Genomic DNA, 21,866 nt, shown 5'->3' on the forward strand with positions numbered 1-21,866 from the left:
TCTGGGGGCCGCCGCTCTTGTGTGTCCGGCCAAGCCGTTCTATGGTCGGTTCCATGAGTGCAACACCCCTGCAAGCCGGGCTGAAGACCCTGCAACTCACGGAACCCTTTCGGATTGCTCACGGCACCTCCACGGAGCGGCAGGTGCTGCGGCTGCGCTGGAACGGGGCGGTGGGAGAGGCACCCGTCGTGCCATATTACAAGGAGAGCGCCGCCGTCACCCTGGAATGGCTACAGGCCCTGGACTGGAACGGCAGCCCCGCTCCCAAAGATGGCCCGCGCCTGGGGCGTCTCGCGCTGGATTTGCTCTGGCATGATGCGGTGGGCCGGGATAAGCGGCAGACGCTGGGCCAAATGCTCCATCTGAATCCCGCCCAGACTCCTCCCGGTTGCCGATCCTTCAGCATCCCCACCGATCTGGACAAGTTCGCGGAAAAAGTCGCGCAGGTCAGCAGGCAGTTTCAGGTGCTGAAACTCAAGACTGGCAGTGGCAATGTCGAGTTCGACGAGGCCATCGTCGCCACCGCCAGAAAGGCGGCTCCGGACGCCAAGCTGCTGGTGGATGCCAATGGGGGATGGACGGTGGAAGAGACGGCCGCGATCCTGCCGAAGCTGGTCAAGTATGACCTGACACTGGTGGAGCAGCCGTTTCATCACGATGGCGGCTCTGAGTCCTGGCGGGAGTTGAAGTATCTGCTGCCATCACATTCCATTCCGCTTTATGCCGATGAAAGCGCGCAAGGGCCGGACGATGTGCTGACGCTGGCGGGTCTGGTGGATGGGGTGAATGTGAAGCTCCTGAAGTGTGGCAGTATTGCGGAGGCCCAGACGATGATCCGTTTCGCCCGGGCCAGCGGTATGGGCGTGCTGTTGGGGTGTATGATCGAGAGCAGTGTTGGCGTGACGGCGGCAGCCCACCTGGCTCCGCTTGCCGACTGGATCGATCTGGACGGCCATCTGTATGTGGCGGACGATGACTACGAAGGCGTATCGTATGATGAACAAGGGCGTCTCCATCTGCGCGACCTCCCTGGACTGGGCGTGACCCCTCGCTGACGGATCTCCATCTCGACTGCTATGACTCTACAGTCCTTGAATGACTGGCTCACCGCCCAAATGCCGGAGGCGCTCGAATGGCTGGAGCGCATGGTACGGATCAACAGCTTCACCACCAACCGGGAAGGGGTGAACGCCCTGGGAAAGCTGACGGCGGAGGCCTTTGCCGAGCTTGGGTTTGAGCCCGAGTTTGTGCCCTCCACCGAGCCAACGCACGGCTCGCATCTCTACCTCCGGCGTCCTGGGGCAACCGGGGCGCAGGTGTTGCTGGTGTCTCACCTGGACACGGTGTTCCCTCCTGAGGAGGAGTTGCGGGAGAATTTTCAATGGGAACCCGTGCCAGAGGAGGGTCGCATCTATGGTCCCGGCACCGTGGACATCAAAGGCGGGACTGTGTTGATCTGGATGATCCTGGGGGCACTGCAACGGCTGGCTCCGACCGTGTTCGAGGAAACGAACTGGCTCATTGCCCTCAATGCATCGGAGGAGGTATTGAGTGCCGACTTTGGCGTCCGAACAGCGGAGCGTTGCACCCAGGGGGCGACGGCGGTGCTGGTGTACGAAGGTGGACCCATGGTGGGAGGAGCTTATCATCTGGTGACCGCGCGGAAAGGGCGGGCGAGTTACCGTCTCGCTGCCCACGGGAAAGCGGCCCATGCGGGCAGTTCCCATGCCGAGGGGATCAATGCCATCGTGGGACTGGTGGATGCTGTGAAAGCGGCGGCGGCGCTGACCAGCTATGATGACGAGCTTACGGTGAACGTCGGGGTGATTCACGGAGGCACGGTCACGAACCGGGTGCCGCACGAAGCTACGGCCGAACTCGAGATGCGGGCCTTTGATCCTCATGTCTTGAAAGAGGCTCAAACGGCGGTGGAGGCCCTTGCGATCGAGGGAGATCCTTCGAGGAGTGAACCCAGAATCGAAGTGATCTGCGAGGGGGACACCCCCGGTTGGCCCAATGACGAACGCACGCAGCAGTTGTTCCAGTGCTGGGCAGACGCCGCGGCATCACTGGATCATCAGGTGATCTCAGTGCCCCGTGGTGGGCTGAGTGATGCGAACTACCTCTGTCACTTGGGACCCACTCTGGATGGTCTGGGGCCCTTCGGAGCCAATGCTCATTGCTCGGAGCGCAGTGCGGACGGTGCCAAGGTGCCCGAGTACGTGGTGCCGGCTTCCTTCGTGCCGAAGGCTGCGATCAATGTGCTGGGGATCTTGAAGCTGCTGGGGCGTGAGGCTGAACTGGAAGGGGCCTGAGAGATGTCACCTTATTACGAGGAGCTTCGCAAGGTGTATGGGAAAGGGCTACTTATCATGCCCTCTGTCGCGGCCGTCATTCGAGACACGACGGGGCGCTTGCTCTTGATCGAAAAGCATGACGGCAACTGGAGCCTGCCTGCCGGTGCGATCGAGCCGGGTGAAACTCCCGAGCAGGCGGTCGCTCGCGAAGTGAAGGAGGAGACGGGCATGATCTGCACCGCGTGTCGACTGCTTGGGTTGCTAGGGGGATCTGACTATCGGTACACCTACTCGAACGGGGATCAGGTGGAATACCTCGTAGCCTTGTACCGTTGCGATGCCCTAGACGATGGAGCGCCTACGGATGTGCAGGAGACCCGGAGCGTGCGCTATATCGCGAGGGAGGAGATGCCGGGTCTGGCTCTTCCTTATGATTTTGATCTTTTGTTTCAGTGAGTCGTAGGGTGGGGATCAATCTCCACTCCGAGTGGCACAAAACGTCTTAGCTTCACTACGTCAAAGACTTGCAATCCATCGAGGTTTACGTGATGGCAGTTGCTGGCGCTCCCTCTTTTTCGGCTATGAAAATTCTTTGTACCCATGGATGGCTCATGAGCAATTTGGGAGATCAGTGGATGACTGACATAGTCCTTAAGGTCCTGGTGGCAAGAGGGCATTCGGTTGCTGTTTCCAGCAGGGGCTATCCCAATGGGTGGGCTTGCGAAGGCGTAGAGCGTCTTCAAGTGTGCACGGAAAGCTTGGACGTGGCCGCGAGGCGACATTTATTTTCTGAGTACGACAAAATCGTAAACCTGCCTGGAGGAGGGCTTCAGGGAAAGGATCACCGGTCAGTCGCAATACTGAAAGACATCGAGATCTGTTCGTCGTTGGGCATTCCTTATGCTTTAGCTGGTCACAGTATCTATTCCCAAATACCCGCTGCTACGCTGCGTAAAGTAAGCTTGATTCTAGCCAGGGAGCCCTGTACCGCGGCATGGCTTCGTAGCCAGCAGGTCGACCATCTTGAAACTGTGGATGCAGCCTGGTCCCAGGAAATTGGCGCTAGCACTAGATCCGAAAGAACCGTCATTATGTTGAGATGGGACGGTGAATTTACTTCTGGGAATGTAAGTCTGAGCGGATCTGACTTGAAGATTGGCTCGCACACCTTCGGTCCTTTCCACTCGATCATTGTTTCAACCAGTGATTCGATAAGAGACGAAGCCTTGGGTGTGAAACTCGCGAGACAACTGTCAGCTTCCTGGGAACCATGTCGGACAATTGACGAACTGAAGATGATTATCTCCGGCGCTGCGCATTTGATCACTGACCGCTACCATCCGGCTATTGTTGCCAAAGTTACTGGCACTCCACTAAGCTTTATTGGCAGCCGTAGTGTTAGGAATCAAGGTTTGCGTGAGTTAATGGGGAAGTCGATCGAGGAGCTAAGAGATTCCTCCTGTGCTGGGTTGTCAGCCCTTGGAGCTTGGTCGAGCAAATAGTACGAGGTGTGCTTCAACAACTTGTTGCTCTTTGCTGGATTTTGTGTTTGGGAATTTGTCGCTGCACAGTTGCAAGTCGAACCAAGCTGGATCTCAATCGTTAGCCATTGCCATTCGCATGTTGACAGTCGTCCTGACTAGCTACGCTAGGCCAAAAAATGTGCATTTGATCCATCGGGTGCTGCAAGCGCAGAGCTTGAAGCCGAAACTGTGTCTTTGGGACAACAATCCTACAACCCATCTAGATGCATTGGGGTGGGATCTCTATGCTGCTTCCACCGAGAACAGGTTTTGCATTCCGCGGTGGCATATGGCCAAGCTGGCCTCCACGCCCTACGTTGCTGTCATGGATGATGATCTGATTCCCAATGACGAGAATTTTCTTGGTGATGTGGTTTCATCCCTATGTGAGCATCCGGAGATTGCGGCTGTAGGCTTGTTCGGTGTTGTCTTGCAGTCCAATGCATCCTATCGCCATTGTGCCCATATACCCAACCGCAGATTTCAAGGGGATGTGAATGTGAGTTTGCTTAAAGGCAGGTTTGTCGCTTTCAGAGTCGAGAGTATCATGGACTTCACTCCGGTTACCTTTGACTGTGAAGACATCGAGGCCTCGGCGTACCTCGGCTCCCTTGGAACCCTGGTGGTTCCCGAGTTGCTGTCCAACCGTACCCGAGATCTCCCACGACAAGGGGGACTGGAATTTCGGCCGAATCACTATGACAGACGAGAGGCGGCACGCCGCCGATTCTTCAAATGCTGAAACACTGTGCCTCGGAAAGCAATGGCTTCTTCCATCAAAGTGAATTGAGTTACTCTTGGGAAGGTTTGCGTTGAAAGACTGTCATGCCCTGGGGCGTGTGGGTGATTTTGCACGCAACGCGAAACTGATCAACAAGCTCAGTTTCCAGGTTCTGGTTGCGGGGTGGTTGATCCGAGGTGCCATGAACAAACAACCACCCTCCAGAAGCGATGATGCTACGCAAATCCTTTAGTGGATCTGGGGTGGTTGTGCCAAATGCAATGCCTACATCTACGGTGTTTTGTTCGAAGACCGGTAGTCGAGCGTCTGAGGCCAACTTTATGCTCTGAGAGGCGTAACGAGAACTGCTCTTGAAAATGGCAGTCAGGAAATCGCAGACCTCTGGACTTCCGATGATGAGGATTCGACTGCGTGGCCTGATGACAGAGAGGATGGCGGTGGCTTCGTCGTCGTGAACAAGATCGCTACCTTGGGGGTGGCTCCAAGTCCGACGCCCACGCATTCCTCCAATGTTATCGCTGGAGAAGTGTCTTTGAAGAGCAAGCCATCTTTCGGGTGCGTAGGTAGGGATCTCAGACTGCAATTTCCCCAAGGTTTGGTCACTGAACATCGTTCGGAAGGGCTTTTTACCGAGTTCCTTGAGAATTCTGGGGGGCGCACCAACGGCGAATCATCAGAGCATGGTTAAAGTGGGTTTTGACACAACGGACCAACCCTGGGGAACCGGTCTCCAGGGTTGGCCTGACATGATTTCCACCTAGAAAGAACATTCCCCAACCATCGGGTAAGTTGTCGATCAAGGAGTCGATCCTACTTGTGAAATCTTTAGTAAACATCACATCGTCCTCTAAGAGAAGCAGTACATCGTCATCAGACTGGAGAAACCTTCGGATCGCTATCCTTTTGGATAGTCCCACAGCGTAAGCCCTCTTCCCAATGTTCCACTTGCGACATTTCATTTCTGAGACGCATTCCCCATCGGCGGCGTCGATAAACTGGATGATCGTGGTGAGAGCATGGGGGGCGGTTTGCAGGAGGACAAAACGACGATCATGTCGACGAGGCAAATTCATGCAGATGCAGCTTGTTTGCAGCGTCCACTTCTGGCCTGGTTGTTTCATTGTAGGTAAGAGGGACATTGGCTCACGTGTCAGCAATGATCAATCGTGATACGGTTCTTACAAAATTTTTTCATCCCACGATGTAGGTTGATTTTTACTGTAACGTTTTTATTATTGTCTCGACAAAGTTTGCGCGGCAATCCTTAGTGTTGGCAATAATTTCAGGATAACGGGGCTTTTACCAGGTTCCCCCACGATATCCCGTGAGTTTTGATTCGCTTTCCCCCATGAAAAAGGCGTCTTCCTCCAGCAACGTACCAAATCCATCGGGCAACATTGAGCCAACGCCCACGCCGACGTTTGTACCCGTTACTCCGACTCCGACGTTCGCACCAGTCACGCCAACGCCAACGTTTGCGCCTGTAACGCCGACCTTTGTACCGGTGACGCCCACGCCAACACCAACGTTTGCGCCCGTCACGCCGACGTTTGTACCGGTGACGCCCACGCCCACGCCGACGTTTGCACCGGTCACGCCAACGTTTGTGCCCGTCACTCCGACGCCGACGCCAACGCCTACTCCGACACCGAGCAGCTCGTCCAGCTCTGGCAGCAGTGGTTCCAGCTCGGGAAGCGGAAGCAGCTCTGGCTCCGACAGCTCTTCTTCGTCCAGTTCCAGTAGCTCCTCTTCTTCATCTTCCTCCAGCTCCAGTTCGAGCAGCAGTAGTAGCAGCAGTTCCTCTTCAACCTCCAGCTCCAGTTCTTCCAATAGCAGCAGCTCGAGCAGCAGTGAGGGGCCATGTGACAATCCTTCCTCCTTCCAGGACTTCTCCGAGGCATCCGGGCCGCAGTATCGCAAGGTGGCGCTGAACGGCTTGCCTCTTTCGGACTCAAAACCTCAGGCGGCGGATGAGTCGGACGAGGACTCGGAGGAGACCTATGTCGATGCTCTTACGTTGTCCCTCAGGCATGACACCAGCGACATCTATGTGCCTCTGCCTGGGGGCGAGCTTGCTCTCGCAGTGAAACGCAGCGTATCCGAGGAGCAGTGGAGCACTCATCCGGGATTGAAGCCCAGTCAGCAGGTTGACCAGCCTTTCGGCCCTTGTTGGACATCTGGTCTGGCAGCGCATGTCAAATTCACCTGGAAAGACGCCGATGCTCCTTCGGGCCATCAGTGTGAGGTGGAGCGCCCCGATCCTGATTACACCTTTGTGGTGGACGAGAACGGTGCCTCCCATCGGTTCGTCCTTATTTGGAACAAGTCCGGTGGGGGAGCCTCCCCCTATTTCATGCCGATTGCTTCCAATCGGTCTGAGAAGGACTCCTTTCTCATGCGCCTTGAGGTGGTCAATCCCGGCGACCCTCGCTCGCAGTGGCGCTTTCTGTTCACTCGCAAGTTTGGCACCAAGCTTGAGTTCGAGACCGCCGGCCTGCTTCAGAGCTACCAGCTCAATCCAGGGGCGTCGCCGCCCAAGATGCAGTATTATTCCTACTGCCGCCTCAAAAAGGCCACGGATCGCATGGGGAATGAGATTAACTTCTCTTTCAGTGGTACGGGCACCTTGATCCCGCAGACCATTGCGTGTGGAAGCCGCAGTATCGCGGTCGAGCGAACCGGCCAGCTTATCACAGCCGTCACTGACCCCCGCGGCAATCGTACGACTTATCGCTACGGAACCGTCACGTTCGGAGGCAATACCTTCCAGCGGCTGATCGAGGTCGGTCGGCCAGAGGGCATTCGTATTCGCTATGGCTATGCGGGTGCCACTGAGTCGGACAATACGCCTCAGGCTCCGCCTTCCCCTGGGCAGCCGTCGCCTCCGCCCCAGTACTTCTACCACTACAATGTCTCGGCGATCACGGACCCTCTGGGGCGGTCCCATCGGTTCCTGTATGCGTTTGACCATTCCAAAGAGACCTACTCTACGGCATCTGGCACTCCTACGTGGTACTTGCAGCCTGGTCTTCCCAGGGTAGTCCAGCGCGTGACGCTGCCAGACAACAACTTCAGCATCTTCTCCCAAGCCGCGGCGCCTCTGCGCATCCAGTTTGAGGCTGATCCGAGTGAGCCGGACGGGTTTCGTAGCTACCTCACAGGCGATCGCGTGAATACGGTCACCGATGCCTTGGGCAAGGGCAGGGTTTACACATTCTCCCAGCCGGAGTTTATCGACGCCAAGGAGTTTGAGGATCTCTTCTTTGACACAGGCAGCCCGCGCAAACGCTTTTTCCTCATTCTCTGGACGCGCCTTGCGCTCAAGCATCCGACCAATGTCACTGAGGTGTTCCGGTTCAATCCGGAGGCCAACATGGCCTTGTCCAGGATTGACGATTACAGCGGCAACACGACGACGTTTGCTCACGAGGACTCGTGGTCGGTGGACGACGTCTTCCCCTGGCTTCCTGCTGCGCTGAAGAACAGTCCCATTTTTGTCACTCGCTATTCCGATCCCACCAGTCAGACAAACGCACTCGGTAAGACTAAAACTTTTGAGTACCTCTCGGAAGACCCGACTCTCCCAGGTGCCCGGGTGATGACGCTCATCATCGATGAGGAGGGGAGGCGTACGGAGTACGATGTCGATAGCACACGAGGGCTTCGTCATTCAGAGAAAGTACGAACCGCCGGCGGTTCGCTGGTTCGGCAGACCGACTATGAGTACGGCAACGGGAGCTTCCCTTCCTTCCTCACGAAGACCACGGTGCAAAATGGGGTGAGTGCCGGCAACGACCTCGTCACCACCTACACCGCCGATGCCTACGGCTACAAGGCCACGGAAAATGTCGGCGGCCTCATGCCTCGCTCCTTTGATCACGACTCCAATGGCAACCAGACAAGGATGACAGACGGCCGCGGACTGGAGACGGAGTTCGTCTATGACGACGCCAATCGCCTCATTCAGACGGATTTTGAAGACGGTTCCTCCCGCTACATGGGCTACGACACGGCGGGGAACAAGATCCAGGAGGAGGACGAAAACGGCCACATGACGTGGCACACCTACGACCGGCTCAATCGCCTTCTCTCCAGTACACGGGACATGGATGACGGTCCACCGCTGGTCACATCAAACACGTACAATGCGTTGGGCTCGCGGCTTACAACGACGGACCCCCGGAACAACGTCACGACCTTTGAGTATGACGACATCCAACGCCTCACCAGTACGACGGATCCGCTGAACCACACCACCAGCCGTTTCTATGGGGCCAACAGCGGGTCCAGCGCCTTCGACGTCTCCGGATTCAAACCCGTCCGCATCCGTGATCCCCGGGGATACGACACGCATTTCACCTACGACGCTCTCTATCGCACCACCGAACAGGCCACGGAATACGGCAGCGGTACCGCTACCACGGAGACCGACTATGACGACGTCGGCAACCCTGTCTCGGTCACGGATCCACTTGGACACACGACCGCTACGGAGTTTGACGCCCTGAACCGGCCGGTTCGTGTCACCTTTGCTGACACCACTTTCACAGAGAAAACCTACACACCGGCAGGGCTGGAGCGGACCCTGACCGATGAGATGGGACGGGTGACCACGCATCACTACGATGACGCTGGCCGTCGCATCCGCACGGTCTTCCCCAATCCGGGTGGCGGAGCCCCGGAAGTGCTCATGGACTATGACGACGCAGGCAATCTGGTGTCTCAAACCGATCCCAACCTGCACGTCACCACTTTCACCTACGACGACAGGAATCGGAAGACTGAGGAAGAGCTGGCCGCCATCTCGCGGCTCATCGTCACCGCGTATGACTTCGTGGGCAACGTGACCTCGGTGACGGACGCCAATGGCAACACCACCACGACCGACTACGATGCTGCGAACCGACCCGTGCTGGTGACCGCAGCCGACGGTGCGACCACGGAGACCTCCTACGACGCCAAAGGCAACGTTCTCACTGTCACTGATCCGCTCGGCAATGTCACGATCAATACCTACGACGACCTCAATCGCCTCCTGAGCACCACCACCACGCCCTCGGTTGGCGATGACATCGTCGTGAGCTACGCCTACGACCAGGTCGGCAATCGCACCCGCCAGACAGACGGGCGTGATTGCATCGTGCGCTTCACCTACGATGGGCTCAACCGGCTCCTCACCACCGTGCACGATGCTGACACTGCCCTGGTGGCCACGGAAACCAACGGGTACAATGACCTCAACAAGGTCAGTTATGAAGATGCCGAAGGCCGGGTGATTGAGTACGACTACGACGTGCGCAACCGCCTCACTGGCGAAACCGTCCCGAGCCGTCCCCAGGACAACCGCACCCGCACCTACGACGATGTGGGCAATCTCCTCTCCGTCACCCACGCTGGGGATACGTGGCGGGATACCGCTCAGACTTACGATGAACTGAACCGCGTTGTGAGTGAGACGAGTTCAGGGCTTACCCATAGTCACACGTACGACAAGGCCTACAACCGGCTTACCACCACCTACGGCAAGACTGGCCGAGTTCTCACCCGTACTTATGATGCTGGCAATCGTCTCCTCACTCAGGAGGATGTGCTCAGCGGTGAGCCCACGCGCCTCACCAGCTTTGCGTACGATCCCCAGGGCAACCTTTTGGTGAAAACCCTCACTGATAGCAGCACGGAGAATCGCACCTTCGACGTGCGCAACCGCGTTGTGGAGTTGCATGTGAAAGAGCCCGATGACATCACCACCCGGCTGCTCCAGACCTATGAGTACGATCTAGCGGGCAATCTCACCGCCCTGGAAGAAATTGGTGGCGTGGGCGGCCTGCCCACACGCGTGCTCACTTGTGCTTACGACGGCACCCATCGTCTCATTGTTGAGGCCGACCAGCGGGGTGTGGATCCCGCTATCGTCACCAACTATACCTACGACAAGGCGGACAACCGCATCTCGCGCGAGGTCTTCGGCGGTCCTGATGCTGGCACCACCACCTATGCCATTGGCAATGGAGGCAACGGCACCGGAGCCAACCAGATCGCCAGCCTCACCCGGCCGGACACCAGTGTGGTAGCATTCACCTATGATCTGACCGGGACTCGCATCAGCCGCGCTGACGACACGCGCACCGATGCGTACACTTATGACGTATGGACGCGACTTCTCACGCTGGACCTGCAAACACCGGCGACTCCGGGCGACCGCGGACTCTATGAATACAGCTATGATGCACGGACCCGGCGGGTGTCTCGCGAGGAATTGAGCATCCCTACTGTGCTCAGCTTCCAGGGCGGGGTGAGCATCCAGGAATATCCAGCCAGTCCCGGTACCAGTGCGGGCAGTTTGCCTGCGCCGACCGTGGAATATGTCCGCGGTCCCGATCAAGGAGGTGGAGTCGGGGGAGTCCTCTACAGTGTACGCAGTGGAGTTGCCAGCCTCGCCCACAGTAGTGCACGGGGGGATATCATCGCCAAAGTCGACGAGAGCACCGGTGCCATGACCTGGCAGGCCCATTATGAAGCATTTGGGCGTCGTCCTGAGGAGGTGGGTGCCAACGAAGACCGCCAGAGAGCGAATAGCAAGGATGAAGATCCCACGGGGCTGCTCAACGAAGGATTCCGCTATCGGGATCTGGAGACTGGAACCTTCATCACGCGAGATCCTGCCGGTTTTATGGATGGGGCGAATTTGTATACCTATGTAGGGCAAAATCCGTGGACAAGTTTTGACCCGATTGGTTTGGCAGAAGAATCCATCAACTTAAAGGATGCGTTGAGTAGTGGTGATGTTAGTATGAAGGAAATGCATCGGTTGCGTTTAACCGATCAAGAGACAACCCAAGTCTTCAAGCAATCGGGCGAGCAACCACGGTGGACATCCGAAAAAGTCAAAAGTGAAGTTGGCTTCGAGCCTGACGGTTTTGCGAATAGCTACAATATGTTCACTGAAGCGGGGAGATTGCGTCGAGCCAACCCAGGCAAAACGGATGATGAAATTGCTGTGATTGAGTCTGCGCGACGAAATCAGGCCCAGGCAAAATGGCTGTTGTGGAAAGAAGTGGGATCAAAAACGGACAAAGATCGGTTTAGAATCCTGGATGCTCTGCATGATCTAGCTTCAGTGGCGACGCTTCCCCTAATGGTTCCAAGCGCCGCAGGGACTCCATGGGTCGGGACCAAGCTAGCTACACAAGTGGGAAGGGGGGCACCGCTGGTGTCAGTTGCAACTGAAGGTCAAATGATTATCTCAAACAATGCTACTCTAAGCAAGCTGATGAATTATCATAAACAGGGCAAAACAGTGACGATAATGGTAAATGGTCGCCCCGTCCAAGTTCAGCCAGGTCTCCCCTTTGCCGGGTTTAGCAACACGCGAACTGGTGGGTGGACCTTGGGGGATGAGGCGTTTTCAAGCGTCACTGAACTAAAGGCATCAATGCTGCATGAGCTTCATCGCGTTCGTACTTCACAGATTCCCCTGCGAGGAGTGGATTCTGAACGTGCGGCAGCCGAGACGAGCGCCGCATTCCAGTTCTCAAAAAAATCTTCTCAATGAAAGAGAACATTAGAGACGAGTGGACAAGGATTGCGGCACGCCTTGCCGTAAATCCTAACGAGCGATTGTTGTGCCCACATTGCCGCCAGCATGTGATTGAGACCAGAGACGTACCCGTTGATGAAGATCGTATAGAGAGGTTTTTGATCTGCCCAGAATGTGGAAAAGGGGACGCAATTCTGATTCGTCGGCATCGCAAATAGCGGCTACCTTCAATGTTTGCTTCAGACATTAACGCAATACAAAACGTGACAACCCATAGCAGCCTATGTCAACGGACTGCCAAACACCTAAACAAGCTCCTCGAGAGCAGAGGCTTTGTGAGCGTGCTCTCTCATCATCCGAACGCGTCAACACACGGTCCCGCCACCATAATGATGAACCAGCTGTCGCTAAGTGAATATCTACGCCGTCCAATCGAGGACGTGGCGGTTCTCGAACAAGAGCCAGAGTACTTTGAGAGGGAAGGTCTTCTGATCTTTACTGAGACTTACGATGATCTTGATTGGTACAAGATAGCGATATTTACCGATAGCAAAGGGCAAGCTTTTGGGATCAAACGCTATCGCAATTGCCCAAGTCCTGGGGTGTTTTTGCTAGCAGAAAAAAATCACTCTATCTCCCTTCATGAGCAGATCGAAGGGGTGTTGCAACTGCTTGGTTTAAGTGGTGAAAGCGTAGTCTGGGCGCGAGATGATGCTCATTGGCCAACTGATAACTCCGGTAATCAATAAAACTTGACAACCCCAAGCAGGCTACCTTTACAAGAATAAACGCCAAAACAGATCCTCGTGAGCAGCGGCTTTGTGGACGTGCTCTCTTACCATCCGAACACGTCGACACATGGGTCCTGCCACCATCCAGCGTTCCCCCACGCAACTATTGGGGCATGGTTAAGCAGGCGTGTTTCAATCTGTCTCTTGCACACGAACCAATTTTTGGCTTCTTCATTTTGACTCCACAATGGGTTCAGCTTTTGTTCTTGTGCCAATCAACATACTAAGATTTTCTACGGTCAGCAATTGAGCAAACACAATGCATTTTGAGAATGGGATGTGGCGTTGTGACGAGGGTGAGTTCTCCCACACAGGAAAACTCGGTGACCTCATCTACGCACTGGCGGCAATCCGCTGGTGGTCTGTTCGCAATAGAACTCCTGCCACCCTAATATTGGTTGGGGATGAGGATGAGCAAGTAAACGATTCTGAGCAAAGAACTCATTGCGAGTATTGGAGAGACAATTTTGCTAGTATGCGTTTGCTTTTGCTGCACCAGAACTATCTCAAGACAGCAATTGTCTGCGAACAGAATGTGCAGTGCGCGATGCGGGGATGGAACGATTGGTGGAATCATGGTGCCATTCCCAAGCGTCATCTACACACGGTAGGATGCGAAGATCCTGCTGTACTGCATGAACCATGGATAGCTGTGGAAAATCCAAAAAGAGTGGCGTCATGCATATTCAACTGGACCGATAGATACCCTGAAAACAACAACCCTCGTTTCCCATGGGCTCAGCTCGCGCGTCGTTTTGCGGGCGATGCTGTCTTTGTTGGTTCGTCGGAAGAGTACGAACGCTGGTGCGGTAAACTGGAAGGTGTGCCGCTGCCCCCTCACTACAAGGTCAGGGACATTCTCGAATTGTCTGAGGTCATTGCGGGCACGGATCTTTTTGTAGGGAGGCCCTCGTTGCCTCATGCCATAGCAGCCGCTCTTCGCAAGCTTCGCATTCTTGAAGGTTGCCTTCACTGCGATGTTCATTGGGGGGCGCCCGAGTGCATCCTGTTGAGTCGACACCGGCATCTGACTGAAAAGAGACTTGATTGGTATCTCCAAAATAGGCACACGCTGCAATCCATCTAATGAAGATCGTAGGCGATTTACACATTGCTGAGGAAGGGGAGTACAGCCATACAGGGAAGATCGGTGACGTGATCTATGCCCTTCCCGCCATCATTGAGGACCTTCGACACAAAGACTTGTCGGCAGCTCACCTTTTTCTGTACGATGACTACGCCACAACAGAGGGGCATATGGACCAAGATCTCGTCGCCAACGTAGCCCCACTTCTTTTAAGCCAAGCTTACATTACGAGGGTGTCATTTTCCCCGCGACCCGTGCAGTGCAACCTGACAGGATGGCGATCATGGATGGGGCGCTACGATACCATTGTGGGAGCTCATCTTGCAACACTTGGGCACGGTGATGCAGATGTTTTTTCGGAGCCGTGGATTAAAGTAGAGAGACGACGTGTGAAGCAGGTGATCTTCAACCTGACTGCCAGATGGAAAGACCACCAAGCATTTCCATGGGAGATGGTGGCCAAACGGTTCGCTGATTGTTCGGGTTTTGTGGGTACGCAAGAGGAACATGAGAACTTCTTACGCCTCACAAATACGGAGATTCCTCGCTTGCATACTCGTCACCTGCTTGATCTCGCCCAAACAATAGCGGGTGCCGATCTTTTTGTGGGAAACCAAAGCTCCCCGTTTGCGTTGGCTGCAGCCATGCGGGTTCCTCGCCTGTTGGATGCATCGTCAGCCTACGACAACTGTGACTGGGGGGCGCCAGAGTGCATTGCCGTCAAAAAACATACGGTCCTGACCATGAGCCGAGTTGACTGGATCATGGAGCATGGTGCGCACGCTTCAAAGCACTAGACAAGTTTACGCTGCATGACTTCCCGTCGATCCACCTTTCCTACACGTAGGTCAATGTTTGAGAGTCTTCCCTCTGGTTCAATAGGGGCCGAGTTGGGTGTCTTTGAAGGAGAGTTTACCGAACAAATATGCCAGGCGTGCGAACCCTCACGAGTCTATGCAGTCGACTTTTGGGCGGGTGCCGCTACCAGCGGAGATGTGAACGGGGACAACGTGAAAACAATCGACTTGGGGCGAGTCTACGAGATCAAGTGCAAAGAGTGGCGAAGATGGCCTATCGAGATTGTCAGGTCCAGAACTCATGCTTGGCTCTGGGAGCAGCAGCCTAGCAGCCTGGACTGGGTCTATCTAGACAGCGATCATTCCTATGGTCATGTTGCAAATGAGCTCGCGGCGGCCCGCCATGCGGTTAGAAACGGAGGGTGGATTATGGGGCATGACTTCCATCCTCACCAGTTTCCTGGAGTGGTTCGAGCTGTGCGAGAGTTTGCCAGGAGGTGGAATTGCGCCATTTCCCTCACCACAAACGAGAAGCTCTCGTCATTCCTTATGGTGAACAACAAGTGGGAATCTGAAGGACAAGCAACGTGTGGCGTAGTGCTTCAAGTAGGGATCGGGAAAAGGGACTCGATGTTGCTGGACTTTGCAGGGGGGGACATTCGCAATTGGGCTACGCGCCACGGTTGGCAGTATAAGGAAGTTCGGGAAAATACTGCGGCACCGAGGGGCCCGATGTGGTCGAAGCTCGACTGGGAGCTTAAGCTGAGTGAACATCACGATGCGATACTTACACTTGATGCTGACGTGATGCTTGCCGATATGCAGACTCCCCCACATCATGCCTTTCAGGCGGGCGGGATCGGAGTTGTCTATGCAGGGTTTGCGAACAATATTCCGCATTTCAACTGTGGAGTGCGGGCGGTGCGTTTTGATCATGAACTCTCACTGGCAATGCTGCTTGTGGCGTGGGCCGATCATGATCGGGTGGTGAACAATCCGTGGCTGGAGCAAGCTGCCTTGCATGGTCTTCAAGCCCATTTCCCTGACGTGATGCATCCGATCAACCCGTGCTGGAACTACAATTTTGCAGATCGCCTGCATTTAGGGAGAGTGAACCCCGTGTTTCTTGCCTATCACGGTCAAAATCATCGCTTGGAGAAGATGATGGTGGATAGGGAATCATTTCCACTTTCCTGATTCCTCGGGCGTCATGAGTGCACTTATGCTGTCTGCGATAAACATCGGCGATCTGACTCACTAGCCAAATATTCGACATGGCCAATAAATGACAATTGTAAATCTTCATGCCTTGGAAACGCAAAACTTGGGCGACAGAGTTTGCGCTCCGACTCTGTATTTTGATCTCAATTCGAGGAGGCTTGATTTGGGCTGCACCCCGCAAGGGGATTTGCCTCTAATTATCGGAGGCGGCGGTTTGCTCCATCCATGGTTCACTGATCGGGTATTGCGCCATTTGGAAGCCACCAGCAGCCCTGTTGTGGTCTGGGGTGTAGGTACGAACACCCATGGGGTTGCCGAAGCTCAAGATCCGGAGTGGCTTCAACGATGCGATTTGGTTGGATTGCGAGACTACCCCACTAGTCATAGATGGGTGCCATGTGTCTCGTGTATGTCTCCCGAGTTTGATCGACAGGAGCGTCCATCACACAGGGTTGTCGTCTACCGGCATGGTGGGGAGCCTGACAACATTCCAGATAGAATGGGTCTCCCGACGTTGACCAACCATGCCGAAAGCCTCGAATCTGTGGTCGATTTTCTATTGTCTGGAGAGTTTGTTGTAACAAATACTTATCACGGGATGTATTGGGCTACGTTGTTAAAGCGAAGGGTGATTGTATATCCCTTTAGTTCTCGGCACTATCATTTGAAGTATCGCCCCGCAATCGTCACTGACGGAAAGCACTGGAAGGAGGTGCTGGATCGGGCGCAAGAGTATGAGGGTGCGGTGGACGAGTGTCGCGCAGCAAACGAGTCATTTTTCTCTTCTGTCAAAGAGCTGATCGCCTAGAGTGGATTGTGGTTAGACTTACCACCGCAGGAGGCGGCCGCCAGTGTCAGCTCATTTTTTGGGCAAGCTTGTTCTGAAAATGGGGAGGTAACCCATTTATGAGATTTGAGAGCGCGGGCTTTCGGTGTTGATGGCCACTTTCATCGCCATCGTAGATATTCGTTTGTACATCTCTTCCTTTGAGGCGCTCATTTGTTTTGGCGTCCAGGGTATGCATCCCCCAGGCCATACCTTGTTGAGGCGAGTGGCAGTGATTGCTGGATGTTGAATTGCTGGCAGTCTTTCGATGTCCAATGCTTCCCCTCCAACGCAGTCCAGCCAGTGCAAAAGACGATCATCACTGATTGCGGCAACATCGAGGGATATGTCCTCAAAGGTGCCTGATTTGAGGTTGTAACCACCATGGAGATTGATTTCGTCACCATGGAGCGCTGCCCCTACTCCAGAAGGGATCCAGACAAACGGTAGGTGTCGAGACCACTCACGGGGATGCCACCAGTGTCGGGAGTTGTATCTACCGCTGATGTTGCTCCATTCTTCATCCTGGCCCGCAATCCAGTATGAAGGGCTGTACACCGGCCAGTCCCCGCGCTCATGTGCAATTCCCAGTTGGTGATCAATGTGCCATCCACCTGGGTGCTGGATGTAGTCAGGTGCGTGCCAAATATGCTGGTGCATGCGTACCATGGCGCGGCTGTGTACGGCAAAGGCATGCGTGCGATTCACACAATGGCATTTCAACACGTATGGTGAGGCCGGAACCGGGGTGGCGTCCTTGAGGTGTTGTCCACCGAGATAGATTTGGCCCCAGTCGTCTGGGACTTGCTTCATGAATCCCTTCAGAAGGGACCCAGGGCTTACGCATCTAGTTTTTACAAAGCACGTGGAAATTAGTTAAGATGTGTGAATGAAGTGGGGCATGTCTTCCGCCTCTGCATCTCCTGACAGCAATCTTCGTGAAGTTTTTCAGAGCATTGATGACTGGAGGGTGCAGCGTACCCAGCGACATGATCTGGCCGACATCCTGGTGATTGCCACCTGCGCCATGCTGTGCGGTCAGGGGCATTACACCCATATGGAAGCCTTCGGCAATCTGAAGCGCACTTGGTTGGAGAGCTTTCTTGCCCTGCCCAACGGCATTCCCAGTCACGACACGTTCCGTAAAGTCTTCAGCCTGCTTGATCCCAAGCGCTTCATGGAAGCCTTCAGTCTCTGGACCCAAGGTGTATTGCGCCAACTCTCCAGCGAGGGGCTTGAGAGCGGTCTCAAAGGGGTGATCGCCATTGATGGAAAGGCACTGCGCGGGGCCGTCGACAAAGGGCAGGCACCTGCGGTCATCGTGGGGGCTTGGGCCAGTGAATTGAGCCTGTGCCTTGGACAGGTCAAGGTTGCTGACAAGAGCAATGAGATTGGCGCGATGCCGGAGTTGTTGGAAATGCTGGCGTTGAAAGGCTGCATCGTGACCATCGACGCCATGGGCTGCCAGAGGGAGGTGGCCAGGAAAATCATCCAGCAAAAGGGGGACTACATCCTGGCCCTCAAAAGCAACCAGGAAAGCCTCCATCAACAGGTCAGCCACTATTTGGACACGGGGGAGGACCTGGCCAGGGCAGAAGGCAACTTTCATCAAGAGGAAAGCGATGGGCACGGCCGGCATGAAGTGCGTCGCTGTTGGGTGAGTGAGGAAGTGGAATGCTGGCTGCAGGGGGCAGAAAAGTGGGCGGGACTGCGCAGCGTGGCTGCGGTGGAATGCGAGCGCACCGTGGCGGGTCAGACCACGGTGCAAAGGCGTTACTTCATCAGCAGTTTGAAAGCCGATGCCGCGCTCATTGCAGCCTCAGTACGCGCTCACTGGGGGATTGAAAACTCGCTGCACTGGGTTCTAGATGTGACCTTTGGCGAAGATGAGAGCCGGTCTAGAAGCGGTTACAGCGCGGAGAATCTGGCCACCCTTCGACGCCTGACTCATGCAATGATCAAGCGAGAGAACCCAAACTCCAAAAAATCGGTCAACCAACGCAGATTCGAAGCCGGACTCAGTACAGACTATCTCCAAACCTTGCTTGGAGTAAATTTAGATGCGTAAGCCCTGAGAAGGGACCCGGCATCAGGTTGAAACACAACATCGTCTTCGAGGATGAGGACGTTCTCAATCCCGTCGGCAATCGCTTCGGCCAGGACTCGCGCGTGGGAAAGAAGGCAGCCCCATGCTCCGTTGCCGGCATTCCACCATGCCGGCGGGGGCATTTTGTCTCCGGAATACGATCTTACCCAGGTTATATTCTTCTCAAAGCCTTGCTCGGCGAGATGGCGGGTCAGCCTCTCCAGGCGCTCTGGCTTATAAGGTAGATTGAGAATGCAAATGCGTTCAAAGTAGTCGCTCAGGGTGGCCATAACGGAGAAAAAAATTAACGCTAAAAGTCATCGCCATGGCAACAGAAAGTTGACCACAGGCAGAGCTTTGTGAACATGCGGATTAGTCACTTGGCATTGGCGAAGTGAGCGTGACGGGGCTGTACCCAAAAAGGGCGAAGTCTTTTTGGTAGAGACTTGCCACCAGTTGCAGCGATGCTGGGTCATAGCAGTCCTGCCAAGGAGCATGTGATGACGCATTCCTCTTCGGCAAAGGGGTGCCGTTGAGAGCGTATCTGCGGCAGAGTTGAGTCCAAGTCATTGTCATTGCTTCGAATCGAAAGATTTTGTCCACCAAGATTTTCATTGTGGGGTCGCACACAAAACAATGTTGAGGCATCAAATGCACGATCTTCATCAAGAGATCCTCTGACTCTGCAAGTTTGACGACAAACGATCGAAAATCTTTCGCTTCGTGGACAATCTGATTGTTTAGGGCAGGGTTGGTGGGTCTCTCTCGCAGATAGTTGAATGCAGAGACGAGGCGATCAGCCGGATGACGAACGATTGCGAACTTGAAGTAGTCACGGAATTTCTCGGGGAATGCTCGCCGGTAGCCCAACGCAGTGGTGTGCCCTCCCACAACGCGGTCTTGCGATTCTTTGAGGGCGTTTTCAATTGAGGTGCCAGCACACTTTGGCACGTGCACAAAGATGGCTCGCAAGTGGTCATAGATCTGAGGATTGGGATAGACCATGTAAAGTGCCTGGGAGTGAAGTTCATTGGCGCTGCCAGGTGGCCGCGCGGATGTGATAGCCGTAGCGACGCTCGCCAACACCATCACCACACCGTTCGTTGTCAAATATGTCTGGATCGAGTATTCTGATGCAAGCTACGTCGGCCTGCCTGGATAGGAGCGATTCGTAAAATGCACCCAGGGCTAGAGGACCTGTGTGGCGCAAGACTGGTGTGTTGTCTGGCAGGGCCAGCATGAAGTCCACCGCTTCCAGCCAGAATTCCTTGCCGGGGGTCGCGGCCATCCACGCATTGCCGAGGAAGGACCACTTCTTGACGCGAGCTTGGGTGGACTGGTAGAAATACAATTCAGACTCGTCTTCAAACAAGTTGTCGATGCAGTCGGTGAAGACGAAATCGAGATCTGCATACACACCGCCAAAACGGTGCAGGATGAAGTAGCGAGCCACGTCAACTTTCTTGATGGGCTTGTTCAATGCCTTCCAGCGTTCATAGTACGCGGAGTAGCACTCGCGGATGAAGCTGTCTAGGTCATCATCGGTCCAGAATCTGTATTGCCAGTGTCCCAGATGGGTTCGTATTGAGGCCTGGGACCGCTTGAAAATCCAGAAGGTAATCTCGTTGACCTTCCAAGTCTGATGAATCACCTGAGGAACCATGATCTTAAAGCGAGTACACGGTCTTTTTCATCCACCCCTGCGAGCGACTCACCGGCCACACTACCAGTCGAGCAGGGGAAGAGCCGGCCAAAAACTGGACTTGACGTTGTTGGACCGAACCGAGTGCCTCCAGACTATCGAAAGGGGCATCGTGCCGATACAGAACTTTTCCGTTTGCGTCCTCGATGCCAAAGTACACAAACTGAAGGTCATCCGCCAGGAGAACGTCTGTGGGCTGCCAACTGTAGGTTAGAGTATAGTTGCGCGCGAATTGCTGAGCCCACTCGGGCTCCGTCGAGAATGTGCTGGGCGGCTCCTTCCCCGCGATGGTGTCGTTATGCAGGAGTCGGTCTGCGAAGTTGATTCCAGCATAGATTTCATAGTCGCGATGACTGCGAACTGAACCCAGACCGAAACGTCCCAACTCCACTTCGTTCTCTTCCTCCTTCAGCAGCTTTCGCAAACGTCTTTTGCTCACGACATCGCGTTCATGCCAGGCAGCTCCTACCAGCTCTTTGTTGGCAGTGGTGTGATCATCCCAGTGCTTGACCCTGCCTTTACGAGTGTATTCGTGCCAGACCAAAGTGCGGTGGGGATGAAACAGGTCATATCCGAGCGTGTAGGATCGGATGCTTAGGCTGATTTCATCTCCAGCGAAATACAAGTTGGGATCGTAGGCATACTCTTCACAGTGCTGGCCGATCGTGAAAAAGTAGTGTCCCGAAACAAATCTGGCCCGGACTGGGCCGGTGAGGTCGCGCCAATTTGGGATAAGATGGGGGCGAAACAGGATAGTGCCCGACGGCGTGAAACGATCTGCGACCATTTTGAAGGGCTCGTTTCCTGCCTTTGTGTTGGTGGGAGGATCGTAGACGCCGGCATAGGTGGTCAGAATGGGCTTGCGACTTCCAATCGACTCCAGGTCGGATAGAAGCTTGCGGTCCCACTCTTTCTCAAAACGATGGTGTGAGTCGAGTTGTAGGGTGAAAGATTCGCCTTCATACATTTTCTGGATCCGAGAGCGAGCCCAACACAGCCCCTTGCTCTCCTGCCATGGGACTTCATCTATTCTGAAGTTTGACCTGGTCTTCCATTCATCGAGTCTTCGATCTTCGCTGTCACTTTGCCAGCAGATCCCAAAAGTGAGATTGTTCTTATACTTGGCTTTTGAAATGCAATCCTCCAAGGTAGGAATGAGTTCAGGATCCCGATATGCTGCGATTTGCACGTAAATCATAGGCTCAACGTGAAAAACTTTTCGTCTGACGGAACCCTAGCAATCGGATGATTGAATGT

At 54.8% G+C, this 21,866-nt stretch carries 18 protein-coding genes and 1 pseudogene; 13 read left to right on the forward strand and 6 right to left on the reverse strand.

Going from position 1 to position 21,866, the window contains the following annotated elements:
* The first annotated feature begins 53 nt into the window (after positions 1 to 53).
* The 5 genes from VSP_RS35120 (at position 54) to VSP_RS12250 (ending at position 4,562) form a co-directional block, all read left to right on the forward strand.
* Positions 54 to 1,055 carry an enolase C-terminal domain-like protein gene (locus VSP_RS35120; protein ID WP_157210851.1) on the forward strand — a complete coding sequence of 334 codons (1,002 nt, stop codon included), beginning with the start codon at positions 54 to 56 and terminating at the stop codon, positions 1,053 to 1,055.
* Positions 1,056 to 1,076: 21 nt separating this feature from the next.
* A complete protein-coding gene (locus tag VSP_RS12235; protein WP_009960919.1) occupies positions 1,077 to 2,315 on the forward strand; it encodes a M20/M25/M40 family metallo-hydrolase in 1,239 nt (412 codons plus the stop codon).
* Positions 2,316 to 2,318: 3 nt separating this feature from the next.
* Positions 2,319 to 2,753, forward strand: coding sequence for an NUDIX domain-containing protein (locus VSP_RS12240; RefSeq protein ID WP_009960920.1), 435 nt, complete (start codon positions 2,319 to 2,321; stop codon positions 2,751 to 2,753).
* Between the two features lie 125 nt (positions 2,754 to 2,878).
* Positions 2,879 to 3,799 (forward strand): polysaccharide pyruvyl transferase family protein, encoded by a 921-nt coding sequence (locus tag VSP_RS12245; protein WP_157210852.1) that lies wholly within the window; start codon positions 2,879 to 2,881, stop codon positions 3,797 to 3,799.
* A gap of 118 nt (positions 3,800 to 3,917) precedes the next feature.
* Positions 3,918 to 4,562, forward strand: a complete 645-nt coding sequence (locus VSP_RS12250) for a glycosyltransferase (RefSeq protein WP_198141371.1) — start codon at positions 3,918 to 3,920, stop codon at positions 4,560 to 4,562.
* A 1,299-nt stretch (positions 4,563 to 5,861) separates the two neighbouring features.
* On the opposite strand, the gene VSP_RS43010 is transcribed toward VSP_RS12250, so the two are convergent.
* Positions 5,862 to 6,482, reverse strand: coding sequence for a hypothetical protein (locus VSP_RS43010; RefSeq protein ID WP_009960926.1), 621 nt, complete (start codon positions 6,480 to 6,482; stop codon positions 5,862 to 5,864).
* 16 nt (positions 6,483 to 6,498) lie between these two features.
* Here VSP_RS43010 and VSP_RS12270 point away from each other — a divergent pair, with 16 nt between their 5' ends.
* The 7 genes and pseudogenes from VSP_RS12270 to VSP_RS12295 all read left to right on the forward strand — a co-directional run bounded on the left by VSP_RS12270 (position 6,499) and on the right by VSP_RS12295 (position 16,803).
* The gene (locus VSP_RS12270; RefSeq protein WP_157210853.1) at positions 6,499 to 12,114 is read left to right on the forward strand and encodes an RHS repeat-associated core domain-containing protein; all 5,616 of its coding nucleotides are present in this window, start codon (positions 6,499 to 6,501) and stop codon (positions 12,112 to 12,114) included.
* A 374-nt stretch (positions 12,115 to 12,488) separates the two neighbouring features.
* The gene (locus tag VSP_RS12275) at positions 12,489 to 12,848 is read left to right on the forward strand and encodes a hypothetical protein (protein ID WP_009960929.1); all 360 of its coding nucleotides are present in this window, start codon (positions 12,489 to 12,491) and stop codon (positions 12,846 to 12,848) included.
* A 301-nt stretch (positions 12,849 to 13,149) separates the two neighbouring features.
* Positions 13,150 to 13,977 (forward strand): hypothetical protein, encoded by an 828-nt coding sequence (locus VSP_RS42185; protein ID WP_156345546.1) that lies wholly within the window; start codon positions 13,150 to 13,152, stop codon positions 13,975 to 13,977.
* Complete coding sequence (locus VSP_RS12285; protein ID WP_009960931.1) at positions 13,977 to 14,774, forward strand: glycosyltransferase family protein; 798 nt, start codon at positions 13,977 to 13,979, stop codon at positions 14,772 to 14,774. The genes VSP_RS42185 and VSP_RS12285 overlap by 1 nt, the downstream gene beginning before the upstream one ends.
* A 54-nt stretch (positions 14,775 to 14,828) precedes the next feature.
* Positions 14,829 to 15,206 (forward strand): annotated as a pseudogene (locus VSP_RS43960) (class I SAM-dependent methyltransferase); the annotation flags it as partial.
* Between the two features lie 300 nt (positions 15,207 to 15,506).
* Positions 15,507 to 15,971, forward strand: a complete 465-nt coding sequence (locus tag VSP_RS43375; protein WP_232289566.1) for a hypothetical protein — start codon at positions 15,507 to 15,509, stop codon at positions 15,969 to 15,971.
* Positions 15,972 to 16,404: 433 nt separating this feature from the next.
* A complete protein-coding gene (locus VSP_RS12295) occupies positions 16,405 to 16,803 on the forward strand; it encodes a hypothetical protein (protein ID WP_157210854.1) in 399 nt (132 codons plus the stop codon).
* Positions 16,804 to 16,899: 96 nt separating this feature from the next.
* Here the strand turns inward: VSP_RS12295 and VSP_RS12300 are convergent, their stop codons facing one another.
* Positions 16,900 to 17,634: a hypothetical protein gene (locus VSP_RS12300; RefSeq protein ID WP_009960935.1), complete on the reverse strand. Its 735-nt coding sequence runs from the start codon at positions 17,632 to 17,634 to the stop codon at positions 16,900 to 16,902.
* A 76-nt stretch (positions 17,635 to 17,710) separates the two neighbouring features.
* Between VSP_RS12300 and VSP_RS12305 the strand changes: the two genes are divergently transcribed.
* Positions 17,711 to 18,889 (forward strand): ISAs1-like element ISVsp18 family transposase, encoded by a 1,179-nt coding sequence (locus VSP_RS12305; protein ID WP_009959057.1) that lies wholly within the window; start codon positions 17,711 to 17,713, stop codon positions 18,887 to 18,889.
* Here the strand turns inward: VSP_RS12305 and VSP_RS40890 are convergent.
* The 4 genes from VSP_RS40890 to VSP_RS35130 all read right to left on the reverse strand — a co-directional run bounded on the left by VSP_RS40890 (position 18,850) and on the right by VSP_RS35130 (position 21,807).
* Positions 18,850 to 19,197 carry a glycosyltransferase family 25 protein gene (locus VSP_RS40890; RefSeq protein WP_081452513.1) on the reverse strand — a complete coding sequence of 116 codons (348 nt, stop codon included), beginning with the start codon at positions 19,195 to 19,197 and terminating at the stop codon, positions 18,850 to 18,852. The two genes, VSP_RS12305 and VSP_RS40890, sit on opposite strands and share 40 nt — an antisense overlap.
* A gap of 82 nt (positions 19,198 to 19,279) precedes the next feature.
* A complete protein-coding gene (locus VSP_RS12310) occupies positions 19,280 to 19,912 on the reverse strand; it encodes a sulfotransferase family 2 domain-containing protein (protein ID WP_009960936.1) in 633 nt (210 codons plus the stop codon).
* Positions 19,913 to 19,934: 22 nt separating this feature from the next.
* Positions 19,935 to 20,570: a glycosyltransferase family 32 protein gene (locus VSP_RS12315; protein ID WP_009960937.1), complete on the reverse strand. Its 636-nt coding sequence runs from the start codon at positions 20,568 to 20,570 to the stop codon at positions 19,935 to 19,937.
* A 4-nt stretch (positions 20,571 to 20,574) separates the two neighbouring features.
* Positions 20,575 to 21,807, reverse strand: a complete 1,233-nt coding sequence (locus tag VSP_RS35130) for a GlcNAc-transferase family protein (RefSeq protein WP_009960938.1) — start codon at positions 21,805 to 21,807, stop codon at positions 20,575 to 20,577.
* Positions 21,808 to 21,866: the final 59 nt, after the last annotated feature.

It is taken from the genome of Verrucomicrobium spinosum DSM 4136 = JCM 18804 (genome assembly GCF_000172155.1).
In the GTDB taxonomy this organism is placed as follows: domain Bacteria; phylum Verrucomicrobiota; class Verrucomicrobiia; order Verrucomicrobiales; family Verrucomicrobiaceae; genus Verrucomicrobium; species Verrucomicrobium spinosum.